Source organism: Oribacterium sp. NK2B42 (assembly GCF_000424445.1).
Taxonomy (GTDB): Bacteria; Bacillota; Clostridia; order Lachnospirales; family Lachnospiraceae; genus Oribacterium.
The window spans coordinates 1-15,523 of sequence record NZ_AUJX01000062.1 but is presented as its reverse complement, the minus strand read 5'-3'; the positions used below and the strand labels follow the sequence as shown (position 1 = coordinate 15,523).

At 40.5% G+C, this 15,523-nt stretch carries 18 protein-coding genes; 3 read left to right on the top strand and 15 right to left on the bottom strand.

Going from position 1 to position 15,523, the window contains the following annotated elements; all coding sequences use genetic code 11:
• The first annotated feature begins 76 nt into the window (after nt 1–76).
• The gene (locus tag G625_RS0113395) at nt 77–1,612 is read left to right on the top strand and encodes an alanine/glycine:cation symporter family protein (RefSeq protein ID WP_029201514.1); all 1,536 of its coding nucleotides are present in this window, start codon (nt 77–79) and stop codon (nt 1,610–1,612) included.
• Between the two features lie 168 nt (nt 1,613–1,780).
• On the opposite strand, the gene G625_RS0113390 is transcribed toward G625_RS0113395, so the two are convergent.
• The 10 genes from G625_RS0113390 to G625_RS0113345 all read right to left on the bottom strand — a co-directional run bounded on the left by G625_RS0113390 (nt 1,781) and on the right by G625_RS0113345 (nt 11,477).
• Nucleotides 1,781–3,157: a hypothetical protein gene (locus G625_RS0113390; protein WP_029201513.1), complete on the bottom strand. Its 1,377-nt coding sequence runs from the start codon at nt 3,155–3,157 to the stop codon at nt 1,781–1,783.
• Between the two features lie 87 nt (nt 3,158–3,244).
• Nucleotides 3,245–3,898 carry an HAD hydrolase-like protein gene (locus G625_RS0113385; RefSeq protein ID WP_029201512.1) on the bottom strand — a complete coding sequence of 218 codons (654 nt, stop codon included), beginning with the start codon at nt 3,896–3,898 and terminating at the stop codon, nt 3,245–3,247.
• A gap of 71 nt (nt 3,899–3,969) precedes the next feature.
• On the bottom strand, nt 3,970–4,578 hold the full coding sequence (locus G625_RS0113380) for a GDSL-type esterase/lipase family protein (RefSeq protein ID WP_029201511.1): 609 nt from the start codon (nt 4,576–4,578) through the stop codon (nt 3,970–3,972).
• Nucleotides 4,579–5,101: 523 nt separating this feature from the next.
• Nucleotides 5,102–6,034 carry a DUF1848 domain-containing protein gene (locus tag G625_RS0113375; protein ID WP_029201510.1) on the bottom strand — a complete coding sequence of 311 codons (933 nt, stop codon included), beginning with the start codon at nt 6,032–6,034 and terminating at the stop codon, nt 5,102–5,104.
• Between the two features lie 146 nt (nt 6,035–6,180).
• On the bottom strand, nt 6,181–6,831 hold the full coding sequence (locus G625_RS0113370; protein WP_029201509.1) for a PIN domain-containing protein: 651 nt from the start codon (nt 6,829–6,831) through the stop codon (nt 6,181–6,183).
• 94 nt (nt 6,832–6,925) lie between these two features.
• Nucleotides 6,926–7,756 carry an HAD family hydrolase gene (locus tag G625_RS0113365; protein ID WP_029201508.1) on the bottom strand — a complete coding sequence of 277 codons (831 nt, stop codon included), beginning with the start codon at nt 7,754–7,756 and terminating at the stop codon, nt 6,926–6,928.
• A gap of 221 nt (nt 7,757–7,977) precedes the next feature.
• A complete protein-coding gene (locus G625_RS0113360; protein ID WP_029201507.1) occupies nt 7,978–8,997 on the bottom strand; it encodes an InlB B-repeat-containing protein in 1,020 nt (339 codons plus the stop codon).
• Between the two features lie 63 nt (nt 8,998–9,060).
• On the bottom strand, nt 9,061–9,942 hold the full coding sequence (locus G625_RS0113355) for a hypothetical protein (protein WP_029201506.1): 882 nt from the start codon (nt 9,940–9,942) through the stop codon (nt 9,061–9,063).
• A gap of 241 nt (nt 9,943–10,183) precedes the next feature.
• Nucleotides 10,184–10,459 carry an HU family DNA-binding protein gene (locus tag G625_RS0113350; protein ID WP_029201505.1) on the bottom strand — a complete coding sequence of 92 codons (276 nt, stop codon included), beginning with the start codon at nt 10,457–10,459 and terminating at the stop codon, nt 10,184–10,186.
• Nucleotides 10,460–10,616: 157 nt separating this feature from the next.
• On the bottom strand, nt 10,617–11,477 hold the full coding sequence (locus tag G625_RS0113345; protein WP_029201504.1) for a LysR family transcriptional regulator: 861 nt from the start codon (nt 11,475–11,477) through the stop codon (nt 10,617–10,619).
• A 277-nt stretch (nt 11,478–11,754) separates the two neighbouring features.
• On the opposite strand from G625_RS0113345, the gene G625_RS22520 reads away from it, so the two are divergent.
• Nucleotides 11,755–11,898, top strand: coding sequence for a hypothetical protein (locus G625_RS22520; RefSeq protein WP_156885133.1), 144 nt, complete (start codon nt 11,755–11,757; stop codon nt 11,896–11,898).
• A 145-nt stretch (nt 11,899–12,043) separates the two neighbouring features.
• Nucleotides 12,044–12,754 (top strand): RraA family protein, encoded by a 711-nt coding sequence (locus G625_RS0113335; RefSeq protein WP_029201502.1) that lies wholly within the window; start codon nt 12,044–12,046, stop codon nt 12,752–12,754.
• On the opposite strand, the gene G625_RS19995 is transcribed toward G625_RS0113335, so the two are convergent.
• The 5 genes from G625_RS19995 to G625_RS0113310 form a co-directional block, all read right to left on the bottom strand.
• On the bottom strand, nt 12,720–13,460 hold the full coding sequence (locus tag G625_RS19995) for an alpha/beta fold hydrolase (protein ID WP_044932779.1): 741 nt from the start codon (nt 13,458–13,460) through the stop codon (nt 12,720–12,722). The genes G625_RS0113335 and G625_RS19995 overlap by 35 nt on opposite strands.
• A 136-nt stretch (nt 13,461–13,596) precedes the next feature.
• On the bottom strand, nt 13,597–14,103 hold the full coding sequence (locus tag G625_RS0113325) for a hypothetical protein (protein ID WP_044932776.1): 507 nt from the start codon (nt 14,101–14,103) through the stop codon (nt 13,597–13,599).
• Nucleotides 14,096–14,506, bottom strand: coding sequence for a DUF4430 domain-containing protein (locus G625_RS0113320; protein WP_044932773.1), 411 nt, complete (start codon nt 14,504–14,506; stop codon nt 14,096–14,098). Before G625_RS0113320 ends, G625_RS0113325 begins: the two co-directional genes overlap by 8 nt.
• Nucleotides 14,507–14,805: 299 nt before the next feature.
• Nucleotides 14,806–15,108, bottom strand: a complete 303-nt coding sequence (locus G625_RS0113315; RefSeq protein WP_029201499.1) for a hypothetical protein — start codon at nt 15,106–15,108, stop codon at nt 14,806–14,808.
• Nucleotides 15,109–15,338: 230 nt separating this feature from the next.
• Nucleotides 15,339–15,523: transposase (locus G625_RS0113310; RefSeq protein ID WP_029201498.1), on the bottom strand; the 185-nt coding region annotated here is incomplete at its 5' end.

Here is a 15,523-nt window from a genome sequence, read left to right as displayed (position 1 = left end):
AATTAAATGTTGCGGGTACCAATGTGAGAATTATAATAATGAATTAGCATCAAAGTCATAAAAGGGGGAATTTGGTATGGACGGCTTATTGGCCTTTATTTCTGCGGTCTGCAGTAGAATACAGACGGTTTCTGATTTGTTTTGGGATTTTCCGACAAACTTTGAGTGGTATCGAGGTATTCCTGTTTTAGGAAATTTTTCTCTGGCTATCATTCTGCTCATAGGTTCGGGAATCTACTTTTCGGTTAACCTCAGATTTATACAGCTTAGAAGGTTTAAATACGGTATTCAGGTACTGAAAAACAGTAAGGCGAAAACGGGAATCACTCCGCTTGCATCATTTTTCCTTTCAACTGCCATGCGTGTAGGTCCTGGAAATATCCTCGGTGTAACAGGCGCAGTATCTGTGGGAGGACCCGGCGCCCTGTTATGGATGTGGATCTCGGCATTTTTCGGAATGGCCACGGCCTATGTTGAGTCAACATTATCCCAGATTTTCAAGGAAAAGAAGGACGATGAGTACCTGGGAGGCATGTCCTTCTATGGAAGAAGGCTGCTGAAGAACTCAGCTATAGTCGGTGTTGTACTTTCGATGATGTACATCATATATGCGATTCTCTGCTTTCCGGCTCAGGGCTTCAATACTGTATCGGCCATGGGACAGATTGCAAGCATTGTAAGCGGATATGATCTTCCGACTACTCACGCAGTATATTGGATTGGATTTCTCGTAGTTATTCTGGCGACCTGCGCTGTTTCCTTTGGCGGAACAAAGAAGATTTCAAAGGTTACGGATGTGTTGGTTCCGGTTATGGCCGTCGTTTACGTCATTACTGTTCTTATTCTTATTTTTATCAATATATCGAGAATTCCATGGTTTTTCTATGCTGTCTTCACACAGGCATTTAAGCCGGAAGCTGTATTTGGCGGAGCTTTTGGAACATCTCTCATGCAGGGAGTAAAAAGAGGACTTATGTCCAATGAAGCCGGCCAGGGTACCATCACTATGCCGGCAGCGGCATCAGATGCAGCACATCCTTGTGATCAGGGCTGTGTTCAGGCCATAGGTGTTTTCCTTGATACTATAGTTATCTGTACTCTTACAGGTTTTGTGGTCATCATGGGCCGGGTATGGCTCACAGAAAATGGTGCTGCATGGATGGATCTCGGAAAGCTTCCCAAGTTCCTTGCTTCCGTTGAAGAGCTTACTCCTGGAACAGGATTAAACAGTGTTGTTACACTGCTGGTATCGCTTTGCTTCGGACTTTTTGCATTCACCTGTCTCCTGGGATTTATGTCATTCTCTGAAATATGTGCAAACAGAATCAGCCGCAGCAAGGTATTTATAAACACTATAAGAATCTTCGATATCGCAGTTATCTGTTTCGGAATGCTCACATCCATTGTTGGCCTGGATCTGGGAGCTCTTTGGGATCTTTCTGATTTTGCCAATATTTTGATCGCTTACTGCAACATTCCGCTTCTATACATTGGCTTCAAATATGTTAAGAAGGCAACTGTTCACTTCGAGTCTAAAGATGGCACACCGTTTAGTTCGGCTGTCATCGGGGTCGATGTCCCTGTATGGGATGACAAGGCCCGGGGAAACTGATTTTTGGGATTGGTATCTTTGAAACACAATGGGGGCGCCGAACCATTATATGATATGGTTCGCACCCCCATTTTCTTTGTTATAGCACTTTAGTCATCGCTTGTTCACAGTGATAGGTACCTATCATTTTTTAGACAAGCCGAAAAGTCCCATGATTTTTAAGTATGTTTAGCTTTCGGTTAGAGGATTAAATATATACTGATGTTCAAATGTGCCTGCATTAAAACCCAAGACCATTTTTGTACCGCTGCAGGTTCCGCTGGCTATGAAGCTATTGCATTTTGCAAGAAATTTTAACGCATAGAAATAATTGACAGTAATATCCTCAAGCGCCGCCTCATAATCCTCTCCCGTCCGCTTTTCTTTTTCCAGGTCTTTGATAAGATGGATATTATTGAAATCCGATACGGAAAATCGCTCCTGTGCTATCACACGGATTTTATCTTTGCCAAATTCTGCAAACATGGCATTCAGAGCATCATTATCCTCGGTTGCGAGAAAAATCTTGTCAAAATGATACTCTTCCATGAATTCTTTAATCTTAGGAATCAGTATCTCTGCAGAGGCCTGTTTATAGCTTGGACCAACCTCAGTAAGCTTGTAATCGGTTCCCCTGATCAGAACACCAAGTACCTTATCATCACCAAACACCGCCTCATAATATTCATTCATCTGACTATTGAATTCATCATCGATGACAGTTTCCTTTAACGGAATCTGCATCATCTGGAAAGATGGTATGACATACAGTTTGATAAAGTCAGCACAAATACAGGTATTGTCCTCATTTGCATCTGCCGGCCTCTTCTTAAGAACGAAATATCTGTTCAGCATCTCATCACTGTATCTTGAACAATTCTCTTTAAGGAAACATTCAATGCCGAATCCGGCAAGCAATGCCTCAATTTTGTTATAGGTATCCAGGATTGCTCCGATGCCGATGATTTTATCGAACTCTATCTGGCAATACTTTACTTTTGGCAGGTCTTTGCCATCTGCAAGTCCCTGCACAAAAAATATCTCGCTGAAAAGAGGAATGGAGTGATTTGATCTCACATCTCCCCTGTAGATACCAATCAGAAAATCCTTAGTGATGATCATAGAGTCCTGGTGGTCGGGAAGTTCTTTCACGATATGTACATTGTTAAGATCAGATAAGAACCAACTTATTCGAGAATCCGTTACGTAGACCTGCATATCAAGCTTTAACGCAGCAAGCTTAGCGATCACAACCGAGTACTCGGTTAATTCCTCAATTTCAAGTGTCTTGAAGCGTTTTATCAGTGACAGATTCAGGGTTCGGTCATCGTTTTCGTCGTAATTGTTGAAGTTAAAAAACAGCTCGGAGAAACCATTGTCCTGAGCACCTTTGCTGGTCTTTATGGTATAATTGTTGTCGATTTTTTGGAGATCGTATAACGGCTGATCATCCTTGTAAACATGACAGTATTCCAGTTTCTTTCTCAGTGCTTCATGAAAAACATCATCACCATGGTTGAGTTTGTCTCCGGCTTTCTCGCTGTCAAATGCTAATACTTTGTACATCTTATCATTCCCTCCTGCCAATGTATCTCTAAGAGATAAAGTATAACGTTAGGACTTATATCGACGAAAGTGTCTAATACGATTATTTTATCCTAGGCCGCAAGTGTATTTCAAAATATCAGCCGGTGTATCGGCAATGTAAGTGGCTCTGGCTTCTTTTATCTCCTCATAAGTTCCATAGCCGTATGCCGCACCGATAGAATCGATCCCGACAGTTACAGCAGCATCTATATCATAACGTGTATCTCCGATCATGATAAATTGAGAAATATCAGTCTGTCCTGATGCTTCTATCGCTTTTTCTATAAGTGAAGCTTTACTGGAATCTTTCTTTTCCCTTGTTGCTCCGATGATACAATCAAAATAATCCTTTATCCCAACATGCGAAAGAACCTTCTCTGCCATATCTGTGGGTTTTGCTGTTACGACCATGAGCCTTATATCATTATCCTTCAGGTTTTTGAGTACGTTGGTTATACCATCATAAAGAGGCGCTTCGGTTAATGTCTCTGACTCGTATTTTTCTCTGAAGAGTTTTACTCCGAGCTCTGCATCTTTATCATTCAGTCCGTAAAATTCACGAAAAGAAACATATACAGGTGGTCCTATAAAACGCAGAAGCTTCGCTCTGTCAGGTTCTATAATGTCGAACTTATCAAGTGCATATTCCACCGCTTTTAAGATACCAAACTCGGACTGTGTCAGAGTTCCGTCAAGATCAAATAGACAATATTTATACATTAAACTAATCTTCCGTAACAGTTCAGCCGGTGGACCACTGACTCCGTCCCCATGGACCACCGGCTGAACTGTTATAATCTTCCTTTCTTAAATGCACTCACCATATGCTCGGCAAATTGCCGGTTGCCTTTTTCTGTCAGATGAATGCCATCATAAAACAGATCGATATTCCATTTACCGGCATCGATGAACCTTGCTTTGTATTTCCCGGCAACTTCATGGTAAAGGTTACTTAACTTTACGTTTGCTTCCTGAATTGCGTTCATGGGATGTCCTGCGGGGAATCCCATCATGGGAGGAGAAATGACGATGCATTGGCACTCTTCATGAATGTCTTTGACGGCTTGCAGAAGCAGATCCATATGGTTGGCAATTTCGAGGGGGTTAAGTGATGACTGATTCAGCAGATCATTTGTGCCAAGCATTACTGCAAAGTAATCAAGCTTCTCATACCGCCCCAAAACCTTTTGAAAACGTTTAAACTCTGCTTCATAACCGGGAAGACACCTTCCGTTTTGACCATCTTCTATAATCTGTATGGATTCATTTATACGCTCCTGTAACATCGTTGGCCAACGAATATCTTTAGGTAATCTGGCATCTTCGTAACATGATGCCAGGGGATTATAGCCATATGTATTGGAATCACCGTATAGATAAAGGATCTGCTTATCTTCCATTTCATGCCTTCGCAAACTCTCTTGCATAGAATACCATCAAGATCAACAGAGGCCATATGTAGAGGTACATAAGGGACCATAACATTGACTCCTTTAAGTAAGCATTCAATAGACGTGAATCCAAATGCAATAAGCAGAATCTTTCTGCCAAAATGATATAATCATAGACCATTTTGCTGACCTCAGAATCAAGAAACAATATATTTCATTATTACGATACTTTCCTTATGGCTTTTTGTCAAATTTCAGCTTACGAAGGCAATATATCCAAACGGTTTTTTTCTTCACGAAGAAAAACCGGCCAAATTCATTTCGAATTTAACCGGCAAATATATGATATAAAGATGATAGAGTGCATATTATATGATCATCGGTTTTCAGAGGGTTGCCGGCAGATTTGGGGGCTGCCGGCTTTGAGTAGTATAAAAAAAACTTCTATAGGGTATCAGATGTTCCTCATCTGATGAATTTATAATATCACCCTATACTGAAAAGAAACTGAAACTTGAAATATTTTCTGTCCCTAAACAAAAGACAGCTCCATCTGCCCGTTAACCCATGATTTTTGTGGTACATCATGTATTTTGTCTCCGTCAGAATAATTCCCGATAAGAAACGGCGACTTCGGATCATGAAGCCTGCTTTGCGAGAGTACTATTTCCGGTTCTGCGTTGGCATAACAGTATTTACAGAGATTCTTACAGGTATTATAGGCCCCTATGTCACATGTAAGATAACAGGAACATTCTGCCCTTGCACCTTTTTTCTTAGGAGCATCAAGCCTCTTTCCTATTGCTTTCTCATAATCACTTATCCTCATGCATCCTCCACAGTCGGCACCATACTCCGAAAGCTCATCACCTTCAGCACAAGGTTTTACAGTCATTCCATAAAGTGATGCAATTCTAATCATCTCTTTCCCAAGTCTTAGCCTCTGCGTTTTTTCTACTTCTCTTGCCTCAGGGAAATTTCTTCTTACCTTAGGGAAAAGGTCAATGAAACTGATTACCACAGTTTCTGTGCATCCGTGAAGAGCTGATGCTATCTGTTCAAATGCATGTATATGGTACTCTTCTGTATAACGGTCTGAAATAAAGATAGGGTCATAACGCCATCCCATGGAATTCTTTCCAACCATCTTTGAAAGTTCTATGAAGTCCTCTATCAGCTTATGTTTGTCTGGCGCATTAGTCTCTATATCTCTCCCGTAGGGAGTTATTGTAACAAACCAGTACTGACCGTAAGGTTTAAGTAGATCCATGTATTTGAACATTGGCGAAGGATTCTTTGTACAGAACCCTATAACATCAACAACTTGAGGAGAAAGACGGTAACGGCTGACCTGTTCAGGATTATAAGGATTACGCACGCATACAAAACCTTCTTTCAGCCTGTTGGAAAACCATTCTGAATAGAATGCCGGTATGTCCGTTCTTTGTCCTGTATTTATTATCATCAGATATCACCGCCTCAAAAATTCCCGATTATCAGCTCATGGAATCAGTATACCTCTGCATCATCTTCGGTGTAGCCTTCGATTGAACCAGCCTTAACTTAGATACATGCTTATCTATCCTAGGATCATACTTAGTTTTGTAGTTTTCAGCAAAATGCTCCGAGTAATGGCTTTATATGTTTATATATATCTTCATAGTCCGTATACACTTTTCTAAGTTCGTTATGAACATTCTGCTTGAAATTCTCTTTTCCATATTGTTTAGTAACGATCTTTGCTACTGAATTAATCGCTTCTTGTGCATACCCGTTTTCTGACATTGCTTTCTGGATTTGTTTATTTAATTCCGATTTGATTTCTGATTTACTAGGTGCTTTCTTTGGTTTACTATTATTGACCTGATTAGATTTCTTAGTTGTTTCCGTTTTCTTTTTATAAGAAATCTCTATTCTTTGTACTCTTGAAACATTTGCATTTTCTGTTGTTTTCCAAAATTCTATGATATTGTCGTAATCCTTATCTTTGCTCACAACGATGATATTTGCATTTTTTCCCTTGTTTTTTCCTATTAGGTAACCCATGTACGAAACAATATGCATATCTATCGACTGACTTTTCGCGGGAACCCTGACTGTTTTAAGTTCGGCTCCACCATGCTCGTTGATGATATTAAGATCTATCTTATTGGCGTTATTGGTATAGAAGATTATTATGTGGTCTGATTTATTAAGACCCTTACAATTAGATAAAGCGCTACAACCTACATTTTCAAAATCAACAAGGAAAAATCTATCCATAATAAACTCCGTAATACCTGCTTTAAAGATCTCTCTTTCTTATAGATTTTTTAAATAAGAATTGCTCTGTACTCTTTTCGGCAATATATATAATCTATATCAACCCAAGATTAACAAATGCTTTGTAAAGTCCGTCTTCATCAACCCCCGCCGTCACATAGTCAGCCATTGCCTTTATTTCATCACCGCCGTTTCCCATAGCAACTCCGATTTTGCAATACTCAAGCATAGGGATATCTATCTTTGCATCACCAAAGGCTATTGTATCTTCCTGCTTCATCCCTAGATGCTCGAGAAGTACGGATATTGCATGGGCCTTTGTGATTCCTTTCGAATAAAAATCACCAAAGAGGGCAAGTTCCCCGGCCCCACCCCAGGTGCCTACATTGAGGTCCTTAAACTCCTCTGAAGCATCAATGTAGTCCTGATATGAGTTCAAGATAAAGCTTATCTTGTCAACATCATCTCTGTATAATTCGCCATCAAATATCATGTTAGGAAATATTGAACGGACTGTTACATTCGAGGCATCTTTTCCTTTTCTTCCCATATAGAGCTTGAGAACAGGCTCACTTGCTTTCTCAAAATTCTCACTTCCAAAAAGTCCATTACTGCTTTCCAGGTAAAATTCATGCTTCCTATCCTGCAGCCAGTCTACTATATGTCTGCATTGTTCTTCTGTGATATGCTGATGAATGATGACTCTACCGGCATCTTCTACATATGCTCCGTTCCCTCCAATCATGCCGTCCAGCCCGATGTTCCATATATTTTCATAGACTTCAGCCTTGCTTCTACCCGTGCACACATATACCTTGTGACCGTTAGATCTTGCTTTTCGTATCGCATCAATTGCAGACTGAGGAATGACAGTTTCATAGTTTACAAGGGTTCCATCAATATCTATAAAAAGTACTTTGGGCATAGGTTGTTCTCCATTTGACACAGATTACTCATTTGATAATATCTCTATTTCGGCAAACATTATTATACCATTTAACCTATTCTTGTAACTCGCTATTATTTTTATCAATGCCAACAAGCAACTATGCATCGCAAAGAACTATTCTAATGTTTTTTTATCCATAAAAAAGAACGGACCCATATGTAAGTCCGTTCTGTCCTCATAGAAAATATGATATTACATTATTCATTTTCTGCATCGGATATATCATCTATGTCATCTGATCTTGAATCTGCATCGTATTTGCTGTCGCTTGAGTCCTCATTTGAAGTACTGTCGTAGTCAGTCGTATCCTCATTCTTTGAGCCATCACTAGAATCTTCCTTTGAACTATCCTCCTTATCAGGCTCATAAGATTCCTTATCATCAGAAACCTTCTCTTCTTCAACAGTATCATCTTCCTCGCTGACCTGTTCAGCATCTTGAGATGAATCTGTTGAAGATTTGGTGGTTTCCTTATCCTCTGTCTTTGCCTTGTCCAGTGAACTCTCATCGACTTCTTCTGATCCTGTCTCAGCGTCCTTCGAATCGATTTCGCTGATCTCGGTAGATTCAGAGTCTTCTAAAGCAATTTCTTCTGATCCTGTCTCAGTTTCAACTGCTTCTTCAGCATTCTTTGATGTTCCTGCAGATCTTGTTGATACTGCATGAACTGTTACCCCCTCTTCTTCCTCTTCGAAAAAGTTCTCTTTAACGAATGAGTCTTCGTTAAAGTTAAGGGTGAGGGAACTTCTCTCTTTTTCTTCCCATATTGCAAAAAGCTCTACTTCGGATGTTATCACAAAAGTATCACCTGCCTGGAAGCTCTCTCCTGACCCGTCAAACACAGAGTTCCACTCGATAAAAACATAGCCTTCACGTTCCGGAGTAGGAAGTATTACTGTGTCAGAGTTAACTTTAACTTCTACAGCAGTGTCTTCTCCTTTAAAAAGGTCTTCATCAGAAACAGCATCGGGCATATCATTCTGGATATCCAGAGGATCAAGGTATCCCTCAGCCATTTCGTCACCTGCTTCGTAAGAGGTTGATTCTGATTCGTCAGCATCTTCCATCATGGAACGCTGGATCGTCGCAATCTCTTTGACTGCATCATCACTTACGGTGAATGTTGCAGTCGTGTTTGCGAAAGCCGGACTTGCCGCAATGGTTGCTGCAAAAATAGAAGCAACCGCGGTTGTCTTGACAATATCTAGCTTCTTCATCGTTTTCTCCTTTATTTATTTTATATTCAACACCAGGCTTGGAGCCTGACATTAACAATTGGATCAACCTTCGTTTCCTGTCTGTGTAGACGAAGAATCAGTTATATTTGTTGTGTCGGATGTGCTTGTTGCTTCACAGATACCGAGTTCTGCACCTGCAGCATAAATGTCCTTGACGTTTGTGGTCTGGATCATGGCCGCTGAAACATCTACACCTACGTTGTCCTCTGTTGAAGAACGTCCATCTGAATTGCTTACTTCAATCTCTGCGAAGTCCTGTACTCTGAAATAGTCGAATAATGCAGGAGTCTCATGTGGATCCTTCTCCTTTGACTGAAGAGGCTCTAAGAATCCATAGTAATAAACTGTCTGGCCGTCCTGCTCGTACTTTGAGAGAAGAACAGCGTCTTCGCCAAGTTTATGACCAACCTTAGGCTCTGCAACTTCTTCAAAGCCGTTCTTTGCAAGAATCACTGCGTCATGTCTTGTTACAGAAGCTTCATCTGAGAGTCTTCCGCTTACTGTAGGAATATTTACACGCATTACTACCCATGACTCATAGTTTACGTTTGAAGTGATTGACGGGTTTTTTAATACCTTCTGTCCTGGCTCAAGATCATCTGCGGAATCGTAGATACCATCTCCGTCTGTATCAGGCTTATCATTCTCATCGATCATGCCGTCACCGTTAATATCATCAGGCTGTCCGTCACTGTCTTCATCGACTGTGCCCCAGTTGCCTTCTTCTACAGTTCCGTCTGTTCCGTCTGTTGGTCCGTCAGGGTTTGAAGGATCGAAGCCTTCTGTTCCATGGTCTGCACCAGCAACAATGTTGAATTTGTTTTCAACCGTCTTTGCAGTTCCGGAATAGAGCGCGTATGCTCCACCGATGGTTGCTACTGTCATTAGACCAGCGCAGCCAAGCATTGTCAGCTTTTTCTTCATACTTAATAGCTCCTCTTTTTTAGTTCTCCAAGTGTTTTGCTTTTGGGCACATGAGTAAGCCCTGTGCCCTGTTGTGTGATATCTAATTAGTCTTTGTACGGCTTTTTTCTTGCCGACATTGTAAGTATGGGAGGAGTTATTATCGTATTAGTATTTTTTGAAAAAGTTTTTAAAAATTTTTTTAACACACAAAAATAGAGGATACCTAGCGGTATCCTCCAAGGCATTTGGTTACATATTGTTATCCGTTAACGCATTTCTTTAAATCAGCACCAGCTTTGAAGCGAGCGGACTTTGATGGTCCGATCTGCATTACAGAACCATCGCGAGGATTTCTTGCCTCTCTTGCTGCACGTTCTGCTACATCGAATGTACCGAATCCTACGAGCTGGAATTTGTCCCCTCTCTCCAGGGCTTCGGTGATAGTCTCAAATGTGTACTTTACTACGAGCTCCGCATCCTTTTTTGTGATATCGGCTCTTTTTGCTACTTCTGCTATGAGTTCCTGTTTAGTCATATGGTTCACCTCCGTAAAAAACAACCTTCAACCATTATACTATATGTTAAGAAAGAACGTATATGTATTTAACAAGAATGCTATCCTGTTTTGCCCACCGGAAATGATTTAGAATACAGCAAAAAATATTACTAAAGAATTTGTAAAAAAACAGCCTTCAGGGTCGTCTGTTGCACTCTTTAACCGTTTCGATAAACGCCTGCACCTGAGGAAGTTTGAAATACTCCGGACGATACAACAGATGCGTACGCCTGAGAAATACTTCCCCGGATTTAAAGTTCAGCGGTTTAGCGATACCCTCAAAACCGGAAAGGCATATTTCCGGCATGATGGACCATCCTATATTACGTTCTACCATCTGCATGATGGAATCCACATCATTAATTTGAAGACCGGTATGTCTCCGGATCCCGTTCTCACTCATCCACCTGCTGACATCGGCCTCAAATCCAACATCTGAAGTTCGGTCGATAAACGGAAAGTCATTCAGGTTCTTTCCCTCCATTTTTCTTCCCGTAACAAGACAAACCTGTTCTTCAAAAAGCACCACATCGCCCTCGGCCCATGGATAGTCTCCACGTATGATGGCAACATTGGCCTCCCCTGAAATAAGTTCCCTGTAAAGGTCCGGACTTCTTCTGGCCGTAACCTGTACTTCTACTTTTGGATATTTTTCTATGTATCGTTCCAATGTTTCCGCCAGCCTGTAACGGGCATAATTCACCGCTACTCCAACCTTCAGTGTGCCTCCCATTTCACCCTCGGGATTCTCTGCAATACTTCTTATCTGTTCGAGATTGTGCTGGATCTTTCTTACATAGGGAAGTATGGACTCAGTAACCGGAGTCAGGACAACGCCTTTTTTAGACCTGATAAAAAGCTGACACCCCAGCTCCTGCTCTATGCTCTGAACACGCTTTGTTAGCGCTGACTGGGTTGTGTACAGACGCTGAGCGGTTTTGGTGATGTTGTGGGTTTCTGCAAGATCCTTCAGGATCTCAATATCTTTGTCTGTCATTTCGCTTCTCCTTTTCAGACACATCAGGCCATCATAATTCACTCCCCGAAGGACTGAGTACAAGTCAGGTATTATGCAACTACGGCGTGATTTATATCCTCATTATACATTCCATGCAGGAATGTATAAACAGGAATTTATTGAATTTTACTCATGTATAAAACTGCTGTATCATATGAAGTGTCAAGAGAAAGAAATAAACACCGACCGAAACCAGAGTAAGAAAGTGCTTATAAATAAACCAGTTTCGATCACCATTTACAAGGAGGTATATATCATGTCAGTTATCATCACATCAGCAATCGTCGCATTAGTTATCGCAGCTTATGAGAAGTCAGGTTTACGCAAAACTTCACATATCACTCATGAAATGGTTACAGGTTCAAACACACAGGTAACTGTTCTCAGACAGCCAAGATAAGATAATAATTAATCCCCCTTAACATAAATGTTATCTTATCTGTCTTCATAAAATGCAATATATACAAATCATGACATTTGTTTTATTTGAAAGAGTCTCCTTTAGATGATATGTTTAACATATCTTTATAAAGGAGGCTCTTTTTATGATCAACAAAAACGCCCCATTGTTACCGGAAGAAATTATCAGCAGAGTCAGAAAGCTTGGTGTTGCCCTGCTTCTCGACGGAGTCAAAAAAGCAAAGATATCCATCCCCATGGACGGTTGTATGTGTGCTGAGATGAAACCTGTGGGAACCACCCGGCTTATGATAGGTACGGCCCTCACTGTGGAAACCGAAGAGGGGGATAATCTTCCCATAAATATCGCGGCCTATACGAGCCCCCTTGCAGGTTACGTTATGGTAGTGGACGGAAAAGCCTACAAGGAAAGACCGTATATCGGCGACCTTTTTGAAAGAGCCTGCAAGGCCATGGGACTTGAGGGCATAGTTGTAAACGGATATTCCAGAGACTCGGAGGGAACAAAATCCCTTGATTTTCCCGTATATTCACTTGGTATTCTGCCAAGAGGCCCCATCAGAAAGAGGGAAGGAAACATTAACACAGAGATCACCTGCGCGGGTGTTAATGTTAAGCCCGGTGATCTGGTGGTTGGAGATGCTGACGGAGTATGTGTTATTCCGAAAGAGTATATTGAAGTGGTGCTGGAAAAGACCGAAGAAAAGCAGGCCTATGAAGTAAAGAGAGTGGCTTTGATAGTAAGCTATGCTTCAGCCCTTGAAAATGGCGGAGAACTGCCCGAGCTTGCCCCGAAGGAAGTTATAGAGGTAAGAAAGAGACTGGAACAGAGCTAAGTGAAGTGTATTTCCTGTTAAGAAAATCAATCAGTATTTCTCCCATTATCTCACTGCCTGCTATATAACTTCCATGATCCTGTCCCTTGAGAATAACCATGGTGGAATTTGGCAGTTTTTCTGCTATGAGTTCAGTTTCCGACCGAAGAATAAGATCGTTTTCACCGGCTGTTACCAAAACCGGAATTGTTATATTTTTCAAGCTGTCAGGGTTAATGTGAGGTTCTGTCAACATAAGTGTCACCAATGGATCCGGCTCTTCCTGATTCTTTGCAGTGAACTCTTCTATGAATGATGGTTCCAGTCCTTCCGGGGACAGATTTGTCCCGCTTATCGCCAACGCCCCAAGTGTCCCCGGATGACTGATTTCCAGCATAAGTCCAATGATTCCACCATCACTGTGTCCGTAAAGCACAGGCCTGTCTAAACCAAGTGTTTTTATGAAGCTGAACATATCCTCTGCCATATCACAATAGTGATACTCCGAAAGAGGTTCATTTGCTCCATGTCCTCTGGAATCCGGAGCATAAACTTTATATCCGGCATCCACCAGTTGCCGGATCTCCGTATCAAACAAATGGTGATCCTCGCCGTTTCCGTGAACCATTACTATAGGCTTGCCTTCTCCTGCAACAGCATAATAAAGAGAAATGTTGTTAACAGTTACTTTCTTCAATTCTCCATCATAGTCTTTATCCGTCTGCATATCGCACCTCAAAATTTTTATAATTTACAAAATCACTTTCACACGTACAAATCTGATAAAAAACATTATAAGTCATTTTGTAAATAAATATCATTATAGTAAGAAATTGAATAAGGAAATGAATTCATTTCTTGCATTATTTTTCCGATGTTACTATATTCATGATCTTACAAAGAGGTTTAAATAGTATCAGAGTTAGGAAAAAGTTACTAACACAATGGATGATATCGTATGGTATTCCGGCAATCCACCATGTCACAGCCATGCTCCATCCACCTATAAACAGATATGGAATAGAACAGAACATCCCAAAAAACAATCCGAAAATCCCTGATAATATACAATAGAACACATAATCTGCATTCTTCCTGTTTGCATGGAATACAATTATGATCAACAGTGGCCATATGTACAGATACATAAGCGACCATACATTAACTCCCTTAAGAAAGCATTCAATAGCTGTAAATCCAAAGGCAATAAGCAGGGTTTTTCTGCCGAAAAAGAGTGTATATACAATAAAAAGAAGCGTTACGACTTCAACATTTGGCAGGAAATCAAGAGCAAGTTTCGAGGCTTCCAGTATGGCAAGTGAAATCCCCATATATGCTACATCTTTTAATGATAATACGTTTTTACTCATAACTCTCAAGCTTAAGGGCATATTCATCCCCATCATTTACAGGCTGTGAATCTGCTCCGTACTGACCGTACTCACCATTCACATATATTGCCCAATAGGTTTTCTTAGTATCATCGGCTTTTAAACCATTAACTGAAGAGATATACATTCCATAATCGCTAGTTGAACTTTCATATGTAAAATCTTCCGTGTATTTTAAATCATCCATTAATCCTGACAGATATTCCGCATCGGTCTTCCCAGAGTAATGAATACTTTCGTTCCCATCCGAAACTTCAAGTGTATATGCTTTCTGTCCATTAGGATCCGGCTTTGGAGAAAATCTGATATAAATTAACAAAAAACAAATAATACATACGATGATCGCTGTAATTCCTATGATATGTAATCGTTGCTTATTCATGACACCCCTATTATAAATATACAAGCTTTTTTCTACTGATAATAACTTATATTTGGCTTATTTGCTAAAAAAGAGACCGCAAATCATGAGCTCAAGTATATCATAGGTCTTATATTTCATACTAATACCCATTCCGCCGCCTTTGGTCGGCGACACAAATAGTGATGAAAAGTATTTTTCACACTAATCATTACTTGTTTTCGTGTTTCTTTTTTATCACATGTACCCTTCATAGGATTTTTACATATATTTCATTTAAAAAAGGAACTGCACCCAAATTGCAGTTCCCTTTGTTCACGCTATGTAACCCCGTTGAGAATATCTAGAAGCTTTTGTTGTTCTTTGATTTTCTCTTTCTCATTTGCCATCACAATGGTCATAGTATCAAGTGCGTAGTCTTCTACATATGACTTGACCTCACCATTATTCGCTGTATATGTATAGTTTTTATATTTATCTATGATCTCGTCAACTATACTAAGCAGCCTGGCATAGTCCTCTCTGCTAAGCTCCGACTCTTTTTGGAATGGTTTCCATATCTTTAAAAAGACGTCATTGAGCATTGCGACGAACTGCTCGTTTGGCATCGGCATGTTTCCCATATTTCTTTCCTCCTTTCGCAAAACGCGAACGCTCCGAATACCTTTTTTCGATTTACACATAAATTATCCTGAATTATTCACGGAGGTATAAGTTCACTCAATTTAGCCTCTGCGGATAATTTTAAAAACAACCTTAAAAGAATCAACAGTTATCTACCGAAAAAAGGGCGCAAAAATCCCGTAATCGTTGGAAAGAAATCCTTTTAAGCTGTCAAAGTTCCACTAAGTTGCTATTCCAACTCAACTTGAAGTTGCCTGATGTTTGAAAGTGTCTCAATGAACTCTTCCTGATATGGACAACTGCTACAGAGTTTGAATACCATGTATCTTGCTGATCGAACTACTTTTGCAGCTATTTTGATCAGCTTCATACGGATTGTATCTGCCTGAAGTTTTCTGAACTTCATTGGGAGTA